The sequence below is a fragment of the Methylophilus sp. Leaf414 genome, from assembly GCF_001425425.1.
In the GTDB taxonomy this organism is placed as follows: domain Bacteria; phylum Pseudomonadota; class Gammaproteobacteria; order Burkholderiales; family Methylophilaceae; genus Methylophilus.
In genome coordinates this window covers 677,360-695,164 of sequence record NZ_LMQQ01000004.1, presented here as the reverse complement: position 1 = coordinate 695,164, position 17,805 = coordinate 677,360, and the positions used below count along the sequence as shown (strand labels likewise).

The window sequence follows — 17,805 nt, the reverse complement described above, 5'->3', positions numbered from 1 at the left end:
GCAACTGCTTAGTTGAGCAGTTTATTTATCATACTTTACATAACTGAAACGCAGGTCATCTTGTGGGGTACCTTCCAAGGCAGAATCACCTTTGGCATTCGGCTGCCATTGAACAACATCTTCAATTTTGCGTGCCAGTTCAATGTCTTTCATGGTGATACCTTTGGCGCTGTGGGTGCAGAGCTTCACAATCACAAAGGCGTAGGAAACAGTTAAATCAGGATGGTGCCAGGCAGCTTCAGCCAAATGCCCGACGGTGTTCACCACCATCAGTGTGCCTTTCCAGCTATTTGTTTTATATTTGCGGCGGATCCAGCCTTCTTCATAAAACCAGTGAGGCAAAGATTCAGCAAAGTGTTGTTGGATTTCCTGCTCGGTTAGAACCTGTTCAGTCATGGCGTTCTCCTCGTGAATAATTTTTAATTTTACAGACAGTATACCTTAGCAATAAAGGCGATTTACATGCATCTAGCATCCCTTGACTGGCGAGAATCGAGATCGTCCTAAATTAAATCAGCATTGCCAGCATGGCGGTGATTACGGTGAGGTCCGCACTAGTGCCAGGGTTAAGTCGCGCTTGCTTGAGCAATTGATCCCAGTTGAGTAGTGCTGTCATATAGTTTTTAGGATTTTCAAGTGCCATGAATGCTGTGGCATGTTCCAACGCGGTTTGCTGTACTTGTAATGCCCGTTCCTCACCATACTTGCGTGCGATGTGGCTGTCTGGCACAGAGGATAGCCAGTGTAGATATACTGCGGTCAGTGCCCAGGCCGGACGCTGCCAACGATCAATATAGTTTTTATAAAGTGTCAGCGCTTGAGAAAATAGTTGTGCATAGCATTCGCTATACTGGCGCGCCACCACATCGTGCGCACTTGCAAGACGCATTGCCTCAAGCAAGGTAACCTGGGGTGGCTGTGATACATCATGTTCGTTGCGCTCGCCCATTCCTGCGGGACTTACAAGCCTGATGCCCTGATAGACTAGCGCTGCGTCTTCCACGGTCGTTTCATTCAATACTTGCTTTAGACCATCCAGCAGAGGCAAATGTGGATAACGTAAGACAGCCTGCACTATAGGTGCTGCCAGTAAAATAATACCCAGATTGGTATTACAGGCTACTTTGTTATAAGTGACTTCTAATGCAGCCAGGATACGTTGACCTAACGTGCGATCACCATACTGTGCATCATCACACAGAACAGGTGCCGAGACTTCGGCGCTATCGATAAAGTGTTGGACCTGCATGCCGTGACCATCAGCAAAGATGTGCACATTACCGGGTTTGAGTGCTTCCAGTTCCGCCAGGCAAGCTTTTAAATATGCGCTTTGTACGTTCATAGGCAATAGTGATCTAAATTAATCAACATTGCTTTCGCCTGAAAAGCGTAATAAATCTGCCACCAGAATATCTGCAATATTCAAATCAGTAATAGTTTGCAAACCTCGCCAGGCTGGAATACTGTTCACTTCTATCACCCACAGTTTACCGTGCTTGTCGCGCATGATATCCACCCCGGCATAATTGATGCCAATGGCAGCGGCTGCCTGCACCCCTATTTCGGTCACATCGTCTTCCTCACTGGCCGTGCATCGTGCGCCACGCGCAACATTGTGTAGCCAGCCATCTCCCTGCCGGCGCATCACAGCCACAGGCTCACCATTGACGACGAAGACTCGATAATCATGCTGATTGGTGCCGCAATCAATTTTCTCTTGCAGATAATAAATGCCATCGACAAACATATCCTGCGGCAAGGCAAATTGCTGCGGATGCTCAATTAGACGCACACCTTTGCCTTGAGAGCCAAACAAGGGTTTGATCACTAATGTTTTGCCGTTATCCAGCGCTTCTTGCATCAGGGGGTGTGCAACCTGTCTATACTCGCATACCCAGGTATTCGGTGTCGCGATACCATGCTCGGCTAATAACTGGGTAGTCAGGCCTTTGTCGACAGTGATTTCAATGGCGCGGGCTTGGTTATAAATAGCCATGCCCTGACGTTGCAGGGTATGCAAAATATTCATGCGGGTGATGATTTGCTGGGTAGATCCGGCGGCAACGCCACGTACAAATGCAATAGGTGAAGGTTGCGATAAACCTGGAATATGCACTTGTACTTGCTGGTCAACGATACTGACATGGCAGCTATCCAGGCAGACCATATGCGCGTGCCAGCCCTGACGGGCAAACGCTTGCGCCAGGGCCTGCCCATGCCAGCCGCCCGCCTGGGCGACTTCATCGGTGAAGATAGGAACGATTTTCATGCAATCTGAAAGATGGACGGGACTGAATGCTGGGATAAGACATTATTGAAAGCTTCGTACAAAATATACGTAAGCTTCGATGCAATATGTCTTGGATACTTACCCAAGTTTAGATGAATATCTATCCACCAAAAGATTGGTTTAGCAATGCCTCATTGAATTGACCGGCAAAGAAAGTTTTACCAGAATTCAGGTTAGTGACGCTGACTTTGGCCGGTGAAAACAGCATAGGGTCAATCTGGTAGAAATCCATATTCACTGCTTTAAATACCTCAGCAAATGGACGTCCATAATCTTTAGAAGCGGAAGAAGGTAATTGTTGCGCCAGCTGTTCAGCAGCAGCATCTTCAACATTCACAAACAATTGCACGAAACCACCGAATAAAATTGCATCATTGGTGCGGCCCATACCGGTTATAAAGTCCGGTGAAGGCGCTGGCACTGGTGCCACGCCATAGCCATCAACAATGGCGCTGAGATCAAAATGCAGGGTGTGGCATTTGTGCAGTGCGACTTCCAGTACGCGTGCAGTCACTTGTAGCGAACCGGCAATACTGCGGGTAGGGGTCAGGATAAAAGTCAGTTTATTAGCTGGCAGACCAGTATCCCTGGCGACTTTCTCAATCACTTCCACTGGCGGCACTTTATCGGTTTCCAGTACCAATACCGACTGATCGCCTTTATCGCTGTAATTAATATCTTTGAAAACTTCTTCACGCTGTGCGATGGCGCGTGCCGGGCCACTACCAAGAGAGAAAAACTTTTCATGTGACAATGCCCAGCCGGCGTATTGACTACCTAAACAGGCAATCACAGGCTGCTTTGCTGTGACTACCACGCTCAATGGCCAATTAGCGAATTGCGGGACTTGCTGCAGTGTCACGCTACCCAAACCGCCCATGCATATTTCAGCAATGATGCGCCCGGCTTCTAAACCACCAGGAGTTTGGATGCCGGCATCAATAATAGTCGCGCCAGTCTCATGTGTAGTAACCAGGCAGCCAAGTGCCGGTGCATTTGCGATCAGGTGTGCGACCAGTGGCGCACTGTATTGCTGCACGCTAATGGATGTTGAATTCGATGTGTTCACAGACATAAATGCCCCATAGTTTCTCTAATTGTGTTTTTTTATCTTGCAAAATCTGTTGCACCGCATCTTTTGAAGGCCCTTCTGCATACAGGCTGCATATAGGTTCGCCTCTCTCGATTGTGCGATTTTCAGGCCGGTCTTCCAACCAGGTTGGGAGCTCCGCCTGATTTATTTCTAACGTTTGTTTTGCATACGCGATGCAATGACTGGCATGAGTTTTATATACATTTAATTCAAGGATCTCCATCCCTTGGCAACTGGAGAGTTGAGTCTGTATCAAAGGCAACTCTGCATACAAACGCATACTAGCGCTTAACCTGGGGTTGATTTCCAATACATGCAAACGGCCATCTTGCCAGATTGCATCCAGGCTATTAATACCAACCAGGCCGGAATCTGGTACGACCAAATCTAACAATTCTTGCATGGCTTGCGTTAATTTCTCATCATGTAAACGCGAAGCCCCTGCATATGTATACATTCCAGGCCGTTGCTTCAGGGCATGCACGCCAATCAACGTGATTGAATTCTTGCTTACCACAAACAACGCCCCTACCGGCAGGCCAGACTGAAATGCTTGCCAATAACCATTCGCCGCATTTAGCGCCGAAGCTTTATTCCAATCACGTACATGCGCTCCACCGCTCTGCCCGGCAATCTTGTATAACCAGCGTCCATTTTGGGGAGCTTGTGACACTACCTCTGGCGTTACGACACGATGGCGAACACAATGCGCCTTTAACCAAAATGGATTTTTTACCTGTTCAATCACTTCCGGCGCATTGCCAGGTAATGCATAACGTTTGTACAGGCTTGCATAATACTCAGCATTTGCCTCAAAACCAGAGCCTACCAGCACAAAATCCGGTTGCCATGCATCCAGTTTATTTATTAAAGCTTTTGCATCTGCAGCATTTAGTTGCTTACACAATGCAGGTAATCGCCAAACTTTCTCTGCGGCTGCTAACGTATCAATATCTGCAAAAGCATCAATTGCTAATACTTCAAATCCTTCGCGCTTCGCCATTTCCGCATAAATGCGTGCGCTTTGCGACACAATCGCCAACCGCAAAGATGTAATTACTCCACGTGGGCGCAGGCGTACTCATATGCCTGGTGGTAATCAATATGCATTGGTGATTCGCTTTGCAGCATTTGCTCAAGCAATTTGTTCTGCGTCACATATTTCAGTTGGCCAATGGCCAGTGCGCCAAACCCGGCTACTTGTGTACCTTCAATCAGGCCACCATTAGAGAACGTATCAACGCCTTCAATGCCTGACGGTGGTACCGCATTCACATCCGCGACCACTTTCAATGATTTAGAATTGGCTAACTGGCGGGTTTCCAGTACACGAATACCTGCTGGCGTGGCACATAAAGCCACTGTTGCCTCATTCAGGATCGCAATTTTGGCCTCTTCAGAGCTACCATCCACCACTTTTAGATTCACATCGTAACTGCTGGATAATTTATCGACATAGGCTTGCATGCTATCTACACCTGCATGCGCAACCATCAACACTGTAGACCCCTGGCGTGCGGCGATCAGCGCAGCGGTAGAACCCACGGTGCCGCTCGCACCAAAAATAGCAATTTTCTCTTTGCCTAAACCGCTGCCGGATTTTTGCAGGTAAAAATCGACTTTTGCCAGCATCGCAGCAGCTGTTGTAAACGCGCCGGAAGGATCAGAAAAGGTATGGCACTCAAAAGGTTTAAACATGGCGCTGCGCGCCTGTTTCTGCATTTCAAGCGCAACCTGGATATCACGGCCACCAAAAAATAAAGCCTGTTGTTTAAGGCCGCTAGGGCTGCGTGAAAAAATCGCATCTTGAGTTAAAGCAATCACTTCATTCAGCGTTACGTCTGTATAGGAAATAATTTTTTCATAGCCTGCATCAAATGCCATATTCACATCGAATGGACTGGCATTTTTCGCGGCTGTGAATAAATGCATAATACTGGTTTTTTTCATTATTCCCCCTGTGGAATCCGTTTACTAAATAGTATTCGTAGCAATATACACAATGATATACATGTTCAAAATCAGAAGCAGACCTTAAAAATAGACACTTTTCCCGAATATGTTATTTAAGGTTAATAATCAGTTTAGCTTTATTCTATATATTTGTTTCAATTCGCGCTGCATTATTGATGGCAGCAGTCACAATAAATGATAAATGTTGGTTTGTGGCATGGCGCTGTGCCAAATCTGCCTGCATTCGTAGAGCATCAGCTTTCGAAGGCAGTAGCACAAAACCGGTAGGGCCCCATGACGTTTGACCTACTCCGTGAAAACCTTGCTGTTTAAAGCTGTTTAAAATGTGTGCCACTGACTGGCTCGCATAAGCACCGCCTTGTGCAGGCGCAAAATAATCTGCGTTATAATTTTGCAGTTCCCCGACAAATGCACTAAAAGCCTGGAAATCCCGTTCAACCAATGCGGGCAATCCTTGCATCAATAATTGATGCTGAATATCTTTTGAAGCTGCGACTGTTTGGGGCAGTAACCGTTTGAAAGCGGTTTTTTCACCATTGCCATGCAGCCCATCACGACTTTGATCGACAATTAACAAAAAATGCCATTCTGCGGGGAATGCATGACGTGCCAGTAATGGCGGTACGATAGTTTCAGGGCCGCGGCCTCCATCGACCACTAAGCCACCATGATCAAAAGTAGCGATACCGATCCCCGAGCGAGCACCTCGTTGATGGGCAGATGCAATAAGGGCGGTGTTCAACGGCTTGCCCAGTAGTGTATTTACCCCTGCACCAATTGCAAGCGCCATTTGAGTACCTGACCCCAAGCCACTATGCCGGGGAACGGCCTGACGAATGTTTAAATCAAGTGGTTGAGCTGGCTTATTAGCAGCGATAGATTTTAAATGCTGTTGCAGAATATTGAATGCCCAGGGATCTACTTCATCTTGCTGAGCTTGCGTTGAAATAGTCAGTGCGGTTTGGTAAGCATCAATAGCCACCCCTACACTACCAAAACGACGTTCGCTCTCTCCACTTAAATCAAAAAAGCCGAGATGCAACCGACCATGGGTAGTCACGCTGACCGAGCGTATTGAAGAGTTTACTGCATTCATAACGGCAAATTATACTGGTGCTGAAAAATATGGGCTGTCAGCGCGAAGCTGACGTGACATTAAAACATGATTTTGGCATAATGCTTGGATAAAAGTAATTCCTTGAAACAGGTTGCACTCAAGAGTAAACCTCACTTTATCGAATTCGATCCATTGCACTCGGTGGTAGATTTCATCGGCGATAGATATCATCTGATTTAAAACAATTAAGGGTTTTATATGGTTAGTCATGTTATTCCATTCGAGAATCTCAGAAACAGCGATGTGCCGTCAGTCGGTGGCAAGAATGCTTCTTTGGGTGAAATGATTTCTCAGCTCAGCGCTAAGGGTGTTCGCGTACCGACAGGCTTTGCAACCACAGCTGATGCATACCGTGAATTTTTATCTCAAGGCGGTCTAGATAAAAAAATCAATGACTTGCTCGATAAACTAAATGCTGATGATACGCAAGAACTAGCGAAGTGCGGTTCGCAAATCCGTCAGTGGATTATGGAAGCCGAGTTTCCGGACGCCTTACAAAGCGCGATTGCACAGAACTACGCGAAGCTGATCGATAAATCGGCACCGGGCACTACCTTCGCTGTCCGTTCATCTGCTACCGCAGAAGATTTGCCAGATGCATCTTTCGCTGGTCAGCAAGAAAGCTTTTTGAATATTCATGGCCTGGATAACATCAACCATGCCATTAAAGAAGTGTTCGCATCTTTGTATAATGACCGCGCAATTTCATACCGTGTTCATAAAGGCTTCGTACATGCCGATGTTGCCCTGTCTGCGGGTGTACAGCAAATGGTGCGTTCAGACATTGGCTGTGCAGGCGTAATGTTTACGATTGACACTGAATCCGGTCATAAAGATGTTGCATTTATCACATCTTCTTACGGTCTGGGCGAAACTGTGGTGCAAGGTGCGGTGAACCCTGATGAGTTCTACGTACATAAGCCATTACTGAATAAAGGCAAACCGGCTATTGTACGTCGCACCATGGGTTCAAAACTGATCAAGATGGTGTTCTCTGACGCGACACAGGCTGGTAAATCTACCAATACAGTGCCGGTAGATGCGGCTGAATCTAACCGTTACTCTCTGAATGATGCTGATATCCTGGAATTAGCGGGTTACGCGATCACCATTGAACAGCATTATGGTTGCCCAATGGATATCGAATGGGGTAAAAATGGCCTGGATAATAAGTTGTATATCCTGCAAGCACGCCCTGAAACAGTGAAATCCCAGGAAGCGGCCAAAAACGTTACTGAGACATTTAAATTACAGAAGCACTCCTCAGTGCCAGTGGTTGCCGGTCGTGCCGTGACGCAAAAAGTAGGTGTAGGTCCTGTACGTATCGTGCTGGATCCAGCCGATATGCACGAAGTACAACCTGGTGATGTGTTGGTTGCTGACATGACAGACCCTAACTGGGAACCGGTGATGAAACGCGCCAGTGCCCTGGTGACGAACCGTGGGGGTCGTACTTGTCACGCAGCGATTATTGCGCGTGAATTAGGCATCCCGGCCATTGTTGGTTCAGTCAATGCAACGGATTTACTGCGCGATGGCGAAATCGTGACTGTTTCCTGTGCTGAAGGTGAAACAGGCTTTGTTTATCACGGCGCTTTGGATTTTGAAGTATCCACGCAGTCAAATAGTGCATTGTCTAAACCGCCATGCAAAATCATGATGAACGTAGGCAACCCTGATATGGCGTTTACATTTGCGCAAACGCCTAACGATGGCGTTGGCCTGGCGCGTCTGGAGTTTGTCATCAACAACATGGTCGGCATACACCCGAAAGCGATTTTGAATGTCGAAGCCATGCCGAAATCCGTTCAAACGATTATTCACAACCGTGCGCGTGGCTATGCCAGCCCGAAACAGTTCTACATTGATAAAGTCGCGGAAGGCGTTGCAACCATTGCAGCTGCGTTCTACCCGAAACCAGTGATTGTGCGTACTTCAGACTTCAAGTCTAACGAGTACAAGAAATTGGTAGGCGGCGACATTTACGAGCCGGATGAAGAAAACCCGATGATCGGTTTCCGTGGCGCAGCACGTTACATGGCAGAAGACTTTAAAGAATGTTTCGCCATGGAATGCCAGGCCATGAAAAAAGTCCGTGATGAAATGGGTTTAGAGAACGTTGAGTTGATGATTCCATTCGTTCGTACTCTTGACGAAGCCAAGGCAGTGACAGAAATCATGGCCGCAAACGGCCTCAAACGTGGTGAAAATGGCTTGCGCCTGATCATGATGTGCGAGATTCCTGCAAACGCCCTGCTGGCTGAGCAGTTCCTGGAATACTTTGATGGTTTCTCTATCGGTTCAAACGACCTGACACAGCTGACACTGGGTATGGACCGCGATTCCGGCATCCTGGCTGATGGCTTCGATGAGCGTAATGACGCAGTTAAAGTATTACTCAAAATGGCAATCAGTACCTGTAACCGCTTAGGTAAATACGTAGGTATTTGCGGCCAGGGCCCTTCTGACCATGAAGACTTTGCTGAATGGCTGGTTGCCGAAGGCATACAGTCTGTCTCGCTGAACCCGGATACTGTGGTTGCTACCTGGCAGCGTCTGACTAAAAAATAATTTTTTAGCTTTAAAGCTCTTTAACTCAAGGCAATCGCATGAATCACCGTTCTGTGTTTATTATTTCTGATGGTACGGGGATTACGGCGGGTGCCTTGAGCAAACTGCTTGAGCATTTTCCAAATACCAAATTCACTACTACCCGCCTGCCCTTCACCGATAACGATGAAAAGGTACAGGCAGGTTTCGAGCATATCCAGAAAGTTGCAGATCAGGACGGCATCCGCCCGATTGTGATCATGTCGGTGGGTAACGGCGAGCATAGAAATCGCCTGAAACAGGCCAATGCTTACTTTATTGACCTGTTTCACCGCTTTATCTATCCACTAGGCTCAGAACTCAACCAGGAGCCTCTGACAGGCGCAAGCATTGCTTACAGCTCTATGGGTAATAGCTACCATGAGCGCATGGAAGCTATTAATTTTACGCTGAACCATGATGATGGCATGACCAACACCGGTCTGGATGAAGCTGAGGTGATTCTGATTGGTGTATCCCGCTGTGGAAAAACACCGACCAGTATTTATCTGGCCATGCAATTTGGTATCAAAGCGGCCAATTACCCATTGATTCCGGAAGATTTTGAGCGCGGCTCTTTTCCTGCGGCGGTAGAGAAAAATATAGACAAGATATTCGGACTGACTATCAAGCCAGAGCGCCTGCATTCGGTGCGCAGCGAGCGCCGTCCCGACAGTTTTTATGCTTCACTGGATAACTGCCGCAAGGAAATTGAACTGGCGGAAAACATGATGCGCCGTTACGGCATCACATGGGCTGACTCAACCAGCCGTTCCATTGAAGAGCTTTCTGCCTTAATCCTGCAAAAAATTCGCCAGCGCTAAGGCTGGCAGTTTGTTTAATTCCTTTAACTAACCCACAGTTAAATCATCAGGTAATTCACAGAATTACCTTCTCCTGTGCATTGATTAAGCTGCCATGGCCATTTCTGACGTTTTGGCTTTAGATTTTGCTGGTACTGGCGTCTGCTGAGGTTTCAACATATCGCCACGCCAGAAATAATAAAATTCACGCGCTACACTCAGGAATTTATGCTGGTTACCAAGCGCATTAAATAATGGCATATTTCTATCTACCATCTGGCGATAACTATGTGACTGTTTGTGAGCGACATTACGCAGCGACAGTAACAGGCATTTTGCCATGCGCATACGCTCCTTAAAGGCGGCAGGGTCAAACCCCTTGGCTTGAGAATCGGTCAGGAAAGCTTCCAAAATCTGCTTCTCTGCGGTGGACATCATGGTCTTGTCCAAATCATACCAATGCTTGAATAATTCATCTTGCGTCACCGCGGCAACCGGCACATTGCCGTTGAATACCTTAGCCTGGCTCATTGCAGCTATCGCTTTGATATCACGCACCCAGAACGAGAAAAACTCACGCACCACAGGTAACACCATTGGAATCTCGGCAGTATCAATACTGGCGATAAAGCGGTCTACAGCATGACGGTAAGCAGTACCGCTACAGGGAATATCTTTGAGAAATGCGCCTAAGCGGATAATGGTGAACTCACGTTGTATGAGTACTCGCTGACTCACACCTTGGCCAGTAAGCAGTTTGACATACGCACGTTGTGCATCTTCTTCTCTGGACATTTCCATTTGTGACTCCCATCTGCTTTTATGATTAACACTGAATGTGTATAGCTATTTATAGTGTCATCATAGAGTAGAGGCATGCAATTCAAATACACGATTAAATCCAGAAACCCCTCATAGATTATGATTTTACGACCCTGTTCTAGACGGGCTTCACAGCGACAAACTGGCGCCTGACCATCCATAATAATCCGGCACTAAGCAACGTCATGCAGAGCATGGTGCCGGCTAATTTTAGCGGCGAATCCCATATAAGCGGCACAATCACTGCCGAACTGATGGTGGAACAAAGCATTTGCATAAAGGCCTGAGCTGAGGCGGCGGTACCTCGCACTTTGGGAAAGCAGTCGAGAGCGGCAATAGAAAGCACTGGCATAGCCGCTGCCATGCCTATATTAAATAAAGCAATCGGAATAATGGCCAGCCACCATACATGATGAATTGCATGCATGACCCATATTTGCACAGCAACGTTGACAGCCGCGATCACGACCATCCACGCAAATGACCAGCGCAGCAAATTTGTCGGCGATATTTTCCCCGCAGAATGACGCGAAATCCAGGAGCCGATCATCATACCGGTTACTGTGGGAATGAACAGGAATCCAAATTGCTGGCTGCTTAAATGCAGGTGTTCGACCAGAAAGACCGGACTGGCTAATACATAAATAAAAAACGCTGAAAAATTGAGCCCCAGGCTGGCAATCAATACTAAAAAGATGCCATTTTTCAGCATGGTGAGATAAGTGTCTTTAATACCTGGGAACGACAGTGGCACACGTTTATCTGCCGTCATTGTTTCAGGTAAATAACGCATAGCTGCCCACAAGGAAATGGCTGCATACAGCGCCAGGAAAATGAAAATTGCCTGCCAGTGTATGCCTAGCAACAGGCCACCCAATATGGGCGCGACAGCCGGTGCAATGCCAAATAACAATTGTACTGTTGCCATCACTTTTTGCGCCTGAGCGCCAGAAAACAGGTCGCGTACCATCGCGCGTGCAACAGTATTACCTGCCCCGCCACTGGCACCTTGCAAGGCACGGAATAACCATAGGGTTTGTACATTAGGTGCGAAAGCACAGCCGAGACTGGCCAATACAAAAATCGTCAATCCCCATTTAATGGTTCTGATACGGCCTATTGCATCAGAAATGGCGCCATGAAACAGGGTCATTAAAGCGTAAGGCAACAGGTAAAAGGTCAAACTCTGTTGGATAGCCACAGGATCCGCCTGCAACGATGCCGCCATCACATGAAAAGCTGGCAGGTAGGTATCAATAGCGAAAGGTGCCAACGCAGCTAAAGCTGCCAATACATAAACCAACAAAGAAGAATGCCGCACGAAGACACTTTCACAAAAAATAAAAGATCATAAAAAATAACAGGCGCCCAAAGCGCCTGTTGATTATAAAGCATGTAACTGCCATGATCAGGGCAAGGCATGAAATTGCTCAACTCTTTCCTTGTCGCCTTCCACATATTTCTTGGAGTTTTTGTCGGTGCGGAAAATAATCGGTTGCTCGCGCACCAAAGGATTTTGTGAGCTTAGTAATGCTTCATCAATCAAATGACGGTTTGGTGATTTGGTGCATACCGGATCGGCCATTTCAGCATCGCCACTTAATATATAAGACTGGCAACGGCAACCACCCAGGTCATTATCCTGCTCGTCGCAGCTGCGGCAAGGCTCTTTCATCCAGTCCTTACCACGATACTTGGTAAATGCTGGTGATTCTTTCCAGGCCCATTCCAGTCCATTTTCCCGTACATTCGGGAACTCCATACCTGGTAAAACGCGGGCAGAATGACATGGCAGCACATCACCATTGGCAGTGACGATCATGAATACCTCACCCCAGCCATTCATGCATTTTTTCGGACGGTCAGAAAAGTAATCAGGCACCACAAAAAATACCTTCATTTTATTACCAACACGCTCGCGGAAAGCATTGGTGGCCGCTTCTGCCCTATTCAATTGTTCACGCGTTGGCATCAGTTGATCGCGATTCACCAGGCTCCAGCCATAATATTGCGTATTGGCCAGCTCAACGTAATCAGCACCCAGCGCTTCAGCCATTTCCAGAATTTTGCCAACCTGGTCAATGTTAAAGCGGTGAATCACCACATTCAGCACCATAGGATAACCATGCGCTTTAATCATGGCCGCTACTTTTTTCTTCAACTCAAAAGTACGGGTATTGGTAATAAAGTTACTAATATCTTCTGTCACATCATGCATGGAAAGCTGGATATGGTCCAACCCGCCTTCTTTAAATGCCTGTATGCGTTTTTCAGTCAATCCCACACCGGAAGTGATCAGGTTGCTGTAATAGCCCAGTTTATGTGCTTCAGCGACGATTTCTTCAATGTCATCACGTAACAAAGGCTCACCACCGGAAATACCGAGCTGGATGGCACCCATTTTACGCGCATCGCGTAGCGCATTTATCCATTGCTCGGTGCTTAATTCATTTTTGGTGTGCTTGTCATAATCCGTCGGGTTATAGCAAAAAGCACAATGCAGCGGGCAGCGGTAGGTCACCTCTGCCAACAGCCAAAGCGGCTGTTTCTGCGTAACATTTGCTGCAACCCCATTATTCAATTGTGCCATGCTGTTCTCCTTACGGATCAATTCACCTTGCGTAACCAGGCTTTGCTGACAGCCAGGTCAAACATGCCGAGAATATCGGCTTCAATACCTTCTGCATCCGGAAAAGCAGCTTTTAACTCAGTAACGATATCGCCTACGCTTGCTTTACCATCCAGGCGCTTCAAAATCTCTCCGGCACCCCCATGCAATTTCACCATACCCTCCGGAAAAAGGATGACATAGCTTTGCTGCGCCTCTTCCCACTGAAAGCGGTGGTGTAAGGCAATCGCATAAATATCTGAATATTGAATATTGTTTTCCATCTGTCTTCTCTCAAATCTTCAGTCTAATCAGTCATCAGTTTTCAATCTTGATGACCGGCTGCCGCAGATAATCGCGGCCTTCGACTTTAATGTCAGTCGAAGCCAGCATGATCGAATCCGCAATCACCCACAATACATTGAGCTTGAATTGCAAGATATCCAGCGCTTTCAACTGCATTTCACGCGAGGTACTGAAATAGTCTAAAGTCACGCCCAAACCTTGTTCCACATCGCGGCGGGCTTCGGTCAGGCGCTTTTTAAAGTACATCAGGCCCTCTTCTTTCACCCATGGGTACATGCTCGGCCAGGAGCTGATACGTTGCTGATGTATATGCGGAGCAAACAACTCTGTCAGGCTGGAGCAAACGCTCTCTTGCCATGAGCGCTGCTTGGCAAAATTAATATAGGCATCCACCGCGAAACGTACACCGGGAGAAACCAGTTCCAGGCTGGTCACTTGCTCACGTGTTAACCCAACTGCCTCACCCAATTTGATCCAGGCTTCAATACCGCCGATTTGGTCATCTACGCCATCGTGGTCGGTAATCCGCACTATCCATTGCTTGCGCACTTCTTTGTCCGGGCAATTGGATAAAATCGCAGCATCTTTCATCGGGATTGCGATCTGGTAGTAAAAGCGATTGGCAACCCAGCACTGCAACTGTTCTTTGGTCAGTTTTCCTTCATACATCATCACATGGAAGGGATGATAAATATGATAGCCCTGTCCTTTTTCCCGCAATTTGGCTTCAAACTCTTCACGTGTCCAGGGTAATGCTGCCTGTGTCACTGCATTCATATTGCTCTCCTAAAGAATGATATCCATACCGTCATACGCCACTTCGATCTTGTGATCATTAAGAATGGCGCGCTCGGCGGAATCTTCCCTTAAAATCGGGTTGGTATTATTGATATGAATCAGCACTTTACGTACTGGTTTGTCAGACCCGAACTTATCCAGTTCTTCAATCATGCCACCCGGACCCGATTGCGGATTGTGGCCTATACTACGTGCGGTTTTAGTCATCAACCCCATGTCCAGCATTTCAGTATTTGTCCAGAAAGTACCATCTACCATGATGCAATCCGCCTGGTTCATCAAGGCAGGCAAATGTGGCTCGATCTCACCCAAACCAGGCGAGTACCAGCATTTTTTGCCGGTTGTGATTTCTTCGATCAAAACGCCTATGGTGTCGCCAGGGTGAGGATCATTACGATGCGGTGAATAAGGCGGTGCAGCGCTTTTTAATGCCACTGCAGTAAAACGCAAGTTCGGCACATTTGGTATCTCAAAGCTATTAGCTAAGCTGATATCATTGGCATCAATCGCAATTTCGTGGTGATTCACACCGCAGTAGTGGCCGAGAATATTCAGAATCTGGTTACCACTGGTCAAGTCTTCATAGACCATTTTGGTACAGTAAATCTCACGTTTGACCTGCCCTTCGCGCAACATAAACAGGCCAGTGGTATGATCAATCTGGGCGTCGATCAAAATAATGGCCTGGATACCGCTGTCGCGGATTGCACGTCCTGGCTGTAAAGGTGGGAATTCCTGGATTTGCTGCAAGATATCCGGTGAGGTATTAAACAACACCCAATCGATGCCATTGCTGGACACACAAATAGAGGACTGTGTACGACGCGTGGCTTTAATCGTGCCTTTGCGCAAGCCATCACAGTTTTCACAGTTACAGTTCCATTGCGGGAAGCCCCCGCCAGCACCAGCACCCAACACGTGTATATACATAAATCGCTTCTGTTTTAATAATTATTGAGGTAACGAAGGCCATCATACAATAATTCACTCATCATCGTTGATAACTCTTCGTGCGGCAATGACCAATGACTCTTGCCTGTAAGTATGACTCGCATCATACGCATGCGTTGCAAGTTCACCCTGCTACTGACAATGATTCCCTGCTCATGATTTTCATGAGCACAATCATATGGCGTTACAAAATGAAAAAGCCGCATTGAATAATGCGGCTTTTAATTTACGTCTGTTTAAATGGGCTAATCTTCTTCGGCCAGTTTTTCGCGTCTGAATTTTACTGCAATCGCCAATTTTTCCAGCACAGCTACCGAGTCCTCCCAACCCAGGCAGGCATCGGTAATGGATTGTCCATAATTCAATGTACAGCCCGGATAATGATCCTGCCGGCCTTCGTTAAGATGCGACTCCAGCATCACACCGATAATACGGCTATCTCCACCTGCAATTTGGCCCGAAATATCGTCAACGACTGCAATCTGATTTTTGTACTGTTTTTGACTGTTGCCATGACTGCAATCCACCATTAACACAGGTGCCAGGCCAGCATCTGCTAATTGGTCACAAACCTCACCAATACTTTTCGCATCGAAGTTTGGTAATTTGCCACCACGTAAAATAACATGGCAATCTTCATTGCCTTTGGTCGCAAAAATGCCCGATTCACCCTCTTTGGTCACAGATAAAAAGTGATGCGGGCTTGCAGCAGTCTTAATCGCGTCTATCGCTACTTTAGCGCCACCATCAGTGCCATTTTTGAAACCGACCGGGCAGGATAAACCTGATGCAAGTTCGCGGTGAATCTGGGATTCGGTGGTGCGCGCACCAATTGCGCCCCAGCTGACTAGATCTGCCGTGTATTGTGGCGATACTACATCCAGGAATTCAGTGGCTGCAGGCATGCCGATTTCATTCACTTCCAGCAAAAAGCGGCGTGCTTTTTCCAGCCCTAAGTTAATGTCATACGTGCCATCCAGGTGAGGGTCGTTGATCAACCCTTTCCAGCCGACTGTAGTACGCGGTTTTTCAAAATATACCCGCATCACAATAACCAGCTCATTGCCAAGACGGTTACGTACTTCAAGCAGGCGTTTTGCGTACTCCATGCCAGCATCTGTATCATGAATCGAACACGGCCCGACAATAACCACCAGGCGGTCATCACCTTGATGCAGAATATGGTGAATCGCCGTGCGCGTTTGCAGGATATTCTGGGTGGTGGTATTACTTTCCTGCAGGCGTGACAACAGCTCCGCCGGTTTCACCAGGGGTTTCACTTCGAGCACCCGAACATCGTCGGTGGCTAATTTTTCATAGGTATTCATGACTTCAGAATCTGTTCCAGCACTTCCAGGAAACGTGCATTTTCACTAAACAAGCCAATACTCACGCGTAAATAATCCGGCATTTCGTAATTGGCTACCGGCCGCACAATCACGCCTTGTTTTAACAAAGCCTGATTGACAGCGCTCGCATTGGTCACTTTAAAGCTGACAAAGTTGCCAAAAGACGGAATAAAACTTAACTCTAGCTTTGTTAAACCTTGCGTTATTTGTGACATACCGGCCTGATTGACTGCATAGCTGCGTTCGACAAAGTCTTCATCCTGTAATGATACTGTTGCCGCCACTTGTGCCAAACTATTGACATTAAATGGCTGGCGCACGCGGTTCATCAAATCGGCCAAGGCAGTATGCATGAGGCCAAACCCAACCCGCAAACCTGCCAGTCCATAAGCCTTGGAAAACGTGCGCGAAATAATCAGGTTTTCAAATTCAGCCAGCCAATGAATGGCTTCAGATTTATGCGCTACAGACAGGTACTCGTCATAAGCTTCATCGAGTACCACCACAATATTTTTCGGCACTTTTTGCAGAAAGTCTTTTAGCACTGCTTTGGAGATCAATGTGCCGGTCGGATTGTTCGGGTTGGCGACAAAAATCAGTTTGGTTTTTGGTGTAATGGCTTTTGAAAAGCCATCCAAATCGTGACCAAAATCCACAGCAGGGACTATTATTCCAGTGGCACCTGCCGCTTGCGTCACCAGTGGATACACAGCAAAGGCATGCTGCGAATAAATCACCTCATCACCGGCTGTTAGAAATGCACGTGCCGCCAATTCCAGTATGTCATTGGATCCGTTACCAAATACAATCTGGTCTGGCTTTACCTGGTATTTCTGGCTGACTGCATCACGTAGCGCAAAACTGTTACCATCCGGATATCGCGCGATTTCGTAAATGGCTTCTTCAAGCGCCATCTGCGCTTTAGGACTCATGCCTAGCGGGTTTTCATTTGAGGCCAGCTTTACGATATCTATTTCGTTTAATCCCATTTCGCGAGCCAGCTCGCTGATAGGCTTGCCACCCTGATAAGGGGCAATCGCACGTATATTGGCTGGCGCCAATGCTGACAAATGAGAAAGCTTTGATGAATCAGACATATCTTTAA

General features: G+C 47.1%; 17 protein-coding genes. 2 read left to right on the top strand and 15 right to left on the bottom strand.

The window, feature by feature from the left end; translation table 11 throughout:
- Positions 1-21 precede the first annotated feature (21 nt).
- From ASG24_RS12160 to ASG24_RS12130, 7 genes are all read right to left on the bottom strand, one after another.
- Complete coding sequence (locus ASG24_RS12160) at positions 22-396, bottom strand: 4a-hydroxytetrahydrobiopterin dehydratase (protein WP_055871805.1); 375 nt, start codon at positions 394-396, stop codon at positions 22-24.
- 112 nt (positions 397-508) lie between these two features.
- Positions 509-1,342, bottom strand: coding sequence for a triphosphoribosyl-dephospho-CoA synthase (locus tag ASG24_RS12155; RefSeq protein ID WP_055871803.1), 834 nt, complete (start codon positions 1,340-1,342; stop codon positions 509-511).
- Positions 1,343-1,360: 18 nt separating this feature from the next.
- Positions 1,361-2,269, bottom strand: coding sequence for a RimK family alpha-L-glutamate ligase (locus ASG24_RS12150; RefSeq protein WP_055871800.1), 909 nt, complete (start codon positions 2,267-2,269; stop codon positions 1,361-1,363).
- A gap of 121 nt (positions 2,270-2,390) precedes the next feature.
- Entirely contained in the window at positions 2,391-3,365 is a 975-nt protein-coding gene (mch, locus tag ASG24_RS12145; RefSeq protein ID WP_055871796.1) for a methenyltetrahydromethanopterin cyclohydrolase, read from the bottom strand.
- Positions 3,331-4,416 (bottom strand): ATP-grasp domain-containing protein, encoded by a 1,086-nt coding sequence (locus ASG24_RS12140; RefSeq protein ID WP_235562416.1) that lies wholly within the window; start codon positions 4,414-4,416, stop codon positions 3,331-3,333. The genes mch and ASG24_RS12140 overlap by 35 nt, the downstream gene beginning before the upstream one ends.
- A 23-nt stretch (positions 4,417-4,439) precedes the next feature.
- The gene (locus ASG24_RS12135; protein ID WP_055871793.1) at positions 4,440-5,333 is read right to left on the bottom strand and encodes an NAD(P)-dependent methylenetetrahydromethanopterin dehydrogenase; all 894 of its coding nucleotides are present in this window, start codon (positions 5,331-5,333) and stop codon (positions 4,440-4,442) included.
- 145 nt (positions 5,334-5,478) lie between these two features.
- On the bottom strand, positions 5,479-6,453 hold the full coding sequence (locus ASG24_RS12130; RefSeq protein ID WP_055871790.1) for a beta-ribofuranosylaminobenzene 5'-phosphate synthase family protein: 975 nt from the start codon (positions 6,451-6,453) through the stop codon (positions 5,479-5,481).
- Positions 6,454-6,672: 219 nt separating this feature from the next.
- Between ASG24_RS12130 and ppsA the strand changes: the two genes are divergently transcribed.
- Together ppsA and ASG24_RS12115 are read left to right on the top strand one after the other, a co-directional pair.
- Complete coding sequence (ppsA, locus tag ASG24_RS12120) at positions 6,673-9,045, top strand: phosphoenolpyruvate synthase (protein WP_082488090.1); 2,373 nt, start codon at positions 6,673-6,675, stop codon at positions 9,043-9,045.
- A 38-nt stretch (positions 9,046-9,083) separates the two neighbouring features.
- A complete protein-coding gene (locus tag ASG24_RS12115) occupies positions 9,084-9,887 on the top strand; it encodes a pyruvate, water dikinase regulatory protein (protein WP_055831292.1) in 804 nt (267 codons plus the stop codon).
- A gap of 84 nt (positions 9,888-9,971) precedes the next feature.
- Here ASG24_RS12115 and ASG24_RS12110 read toward each other — a convergent pair whose 3' ends face one another.
- From ASG24_RS12110 to hisC, 8 genes are all read right to left on the bottom strand, one after another.
- Positions 9,972-10,667, bottom strand: coding sequence for a hypothetical protein (locus ASG24_RS12110; RefSeq protein ID WP_055871784.1), 696 nt, complete (start codon positions 10,665-10,667; stop codon positions 9,972-9,974).
- A 139-nt stretch (positions 10,668-10,806) separates the two neighbouring features.
- Positions 10,807-12,009, bottom strand: coding sequence for a multidrug effflux MFS transporter (locus ASG24_RS12105; RefSeq protein WP_055871782.1), 1,203 nt, complete (start codon positions 12,007-12,009; stop codon positions 10,807-10,809).
- A gap of 87 nt (positions 12,010-12,096) precedes the next feature.
- Complete coding sequence (gene pqqE / locus ASG24_RS12100; RefSeq protein WP_055871780.1) at positions 12,097-13,278, bottom strand: pyrroloquinoline quinone biosynthesis protein PqqE; 1,182 nt, start codon at positions 13,276-13,278, stop codon at positions 12,097-12,099.
- Positions 13,279-13,295: 17 nt separating this feature from the next.
- Positions 13,296-13,580, bottom strand: a complete 285-nt coding sequence (pqqD, locus tag ASG24_RS12095) for a pyrroloquinoline quinone biosynthesis peptide chaperone PqqD (protein WP_055871778.1) — start codon at positions 13,578-13,580, stop codon at positions 13,296-13,298.
- A 34-nt stretch (positions 13,581-13,614) separates the two neighbouring features.
- Positions 13,615-14,379, bottom strand: coding sequence for a pyrroloquinoline-quinone synthase PqqC (gene pqqC / locus ASG24_RS12090; protein ID WP_055831282.1), 765 nt, complete (start codon positions 14,377-14,379; stop codon positions 13,615-13,617).
- 9 nt (positions 14,380-14,388) lie between these two features.
- A complete protein-coding gene (gene pqqB / locus ASG24_RS12085) occupies positions 14,389-15,330 on the bottom strand; it encodes a pyrroloquinoline quinone biosynthesis protein PqqB (protein ID WP_055871775.1) in 942 nt (313 codons plus the stop codon).
- A gap of 266 nt (positions 15,331-15,596) precedes the next feature.
- Positions 15,597-16,679, bottom strand: a complete 1,083-nt coding sequence (locus tag ASG24_RS12080; protein ID WP_055871772.1) for a 3-deoxy-7-phosphoheptulonate synthase — start codon at positions 16,677-16,679, stop codon at positions 15,597-15,599.
- Positions 16,676-17,797, bottom strand: coding sequence for a histidinol-phosphate transaminase (gene hisC / locus ASG24_RS12075; protein ID WP_055871770.1), 1,122 nt, complete (start codon positions 17,795-17,797; stop codon positions 16,676-16,678). Before hisC ends, ASG24_RS12080 begins: the two co-directional genes overlap by 4 nt.
- Positions 17,798-17,805: the final 8 nt, after the last annotated feature.

Bases quoted from the DNA above. Each gene is read 5' to 3' on its own strand.
- ASG24_RS12160 (WP_055871805.1), bottom strand. From the start codon at position 396: ATGACTGAACAGGTTCTAACCGAGCAGGAAATCCAACAACACTTTGCT.
- ASG24_RS12155 (WP_055871803.1), bottom strand. From the start codon at position 1,342: ATGAACGTACAAAGCGCATATTTAAAAGCTTGCCTGGCGGAACTGGAA.
- ASG24_RS12150 (WP_055871800.1), bottom strand. From the start codon at position 2,269: ATGAAAATCGTTCCTATCTTCACCGATGAAGTCGCCCAGGCGGGCGGC.
- mch (WP_055871796.1), bottom strand. From the start codon at position 3,365: ATGTCTGTGAACACATCGAATTCAACATCCATTAGCGTGCAGCAATAC.
- ASG24_RS12135 (WP_055871793.1), bottom strand. From the start codon at position 5,333: ATGAAAAAAACCAGTATTATGCATTTATTCACAGCCGCGAAAAATGCC.
- ASG24_RS12130 (WP_055871790.1), bottom strand. From the start codon at position 6,453: ATGAATGCAGTAAACTCTTCAATACGCTCGGTCAGCGTGACTACCCAT.
- ppsA (WP_082488090.1), top strand. From the start codon at position 6,673: ATGGTTAGTCATGTTATTCCATTCGAGAATCTCAGAAACAGCGATGTG.
- ASG24_RS12115 (WP_055831292.1), top strand. From the start codon at position 9,084: ATGAATCACCGTTCTGTGTTTATTATTTCTGATGGTACGGGGATTACG.
- ASG24_RS12110 (WP_055871784.1), bottom strand. From the start codon at position 10,667: ATGGAAATGTCCAGAGAAGAAGATGCACAACGTGCGTATGTCAAACTG.
- pqqE (WP_055871780.1), bottom strand. From the start codon at position 13,278: ATGGCACAATTGAATAATGGGGTTGCAGCAAATGTTACGCAGAAACAG.
- pqqD (WP_055871778.1), bottom strand. From the start codon at position 13,580: ATGGAAAACAATATTCAATATTCAGATATTTATGCGATTGCCTTACAC.
- pqqC (WP_055831282.1), bottom strand. From the start codon at position 14,379: ATGAATGCAGTGACACAGGCAGCATTACCCTGGACACGTGAAGAGTTT.
- pqqB (WP_055871775.1), bottom strand. From the start codon at position 15,330: ATGTATATACACGTGTTGGGTGCTGGTGCTGGCGGGGGCTTCCCGCAA.
- ASG24_RS12080 (WP_055871772.1), bottom strand. From the start codon at position 16,679: ATGAATACCTATGAAAAATTAGCCACCGACGATGTTCGGGTGCTCGAA.
- hisC (WP_055871770.1), bottom strand. From the start codon at position 17,797: ATGTCTGATTCATCAAAGCTTTCTCATTTGTCAGCATTGGCGCCAGCC.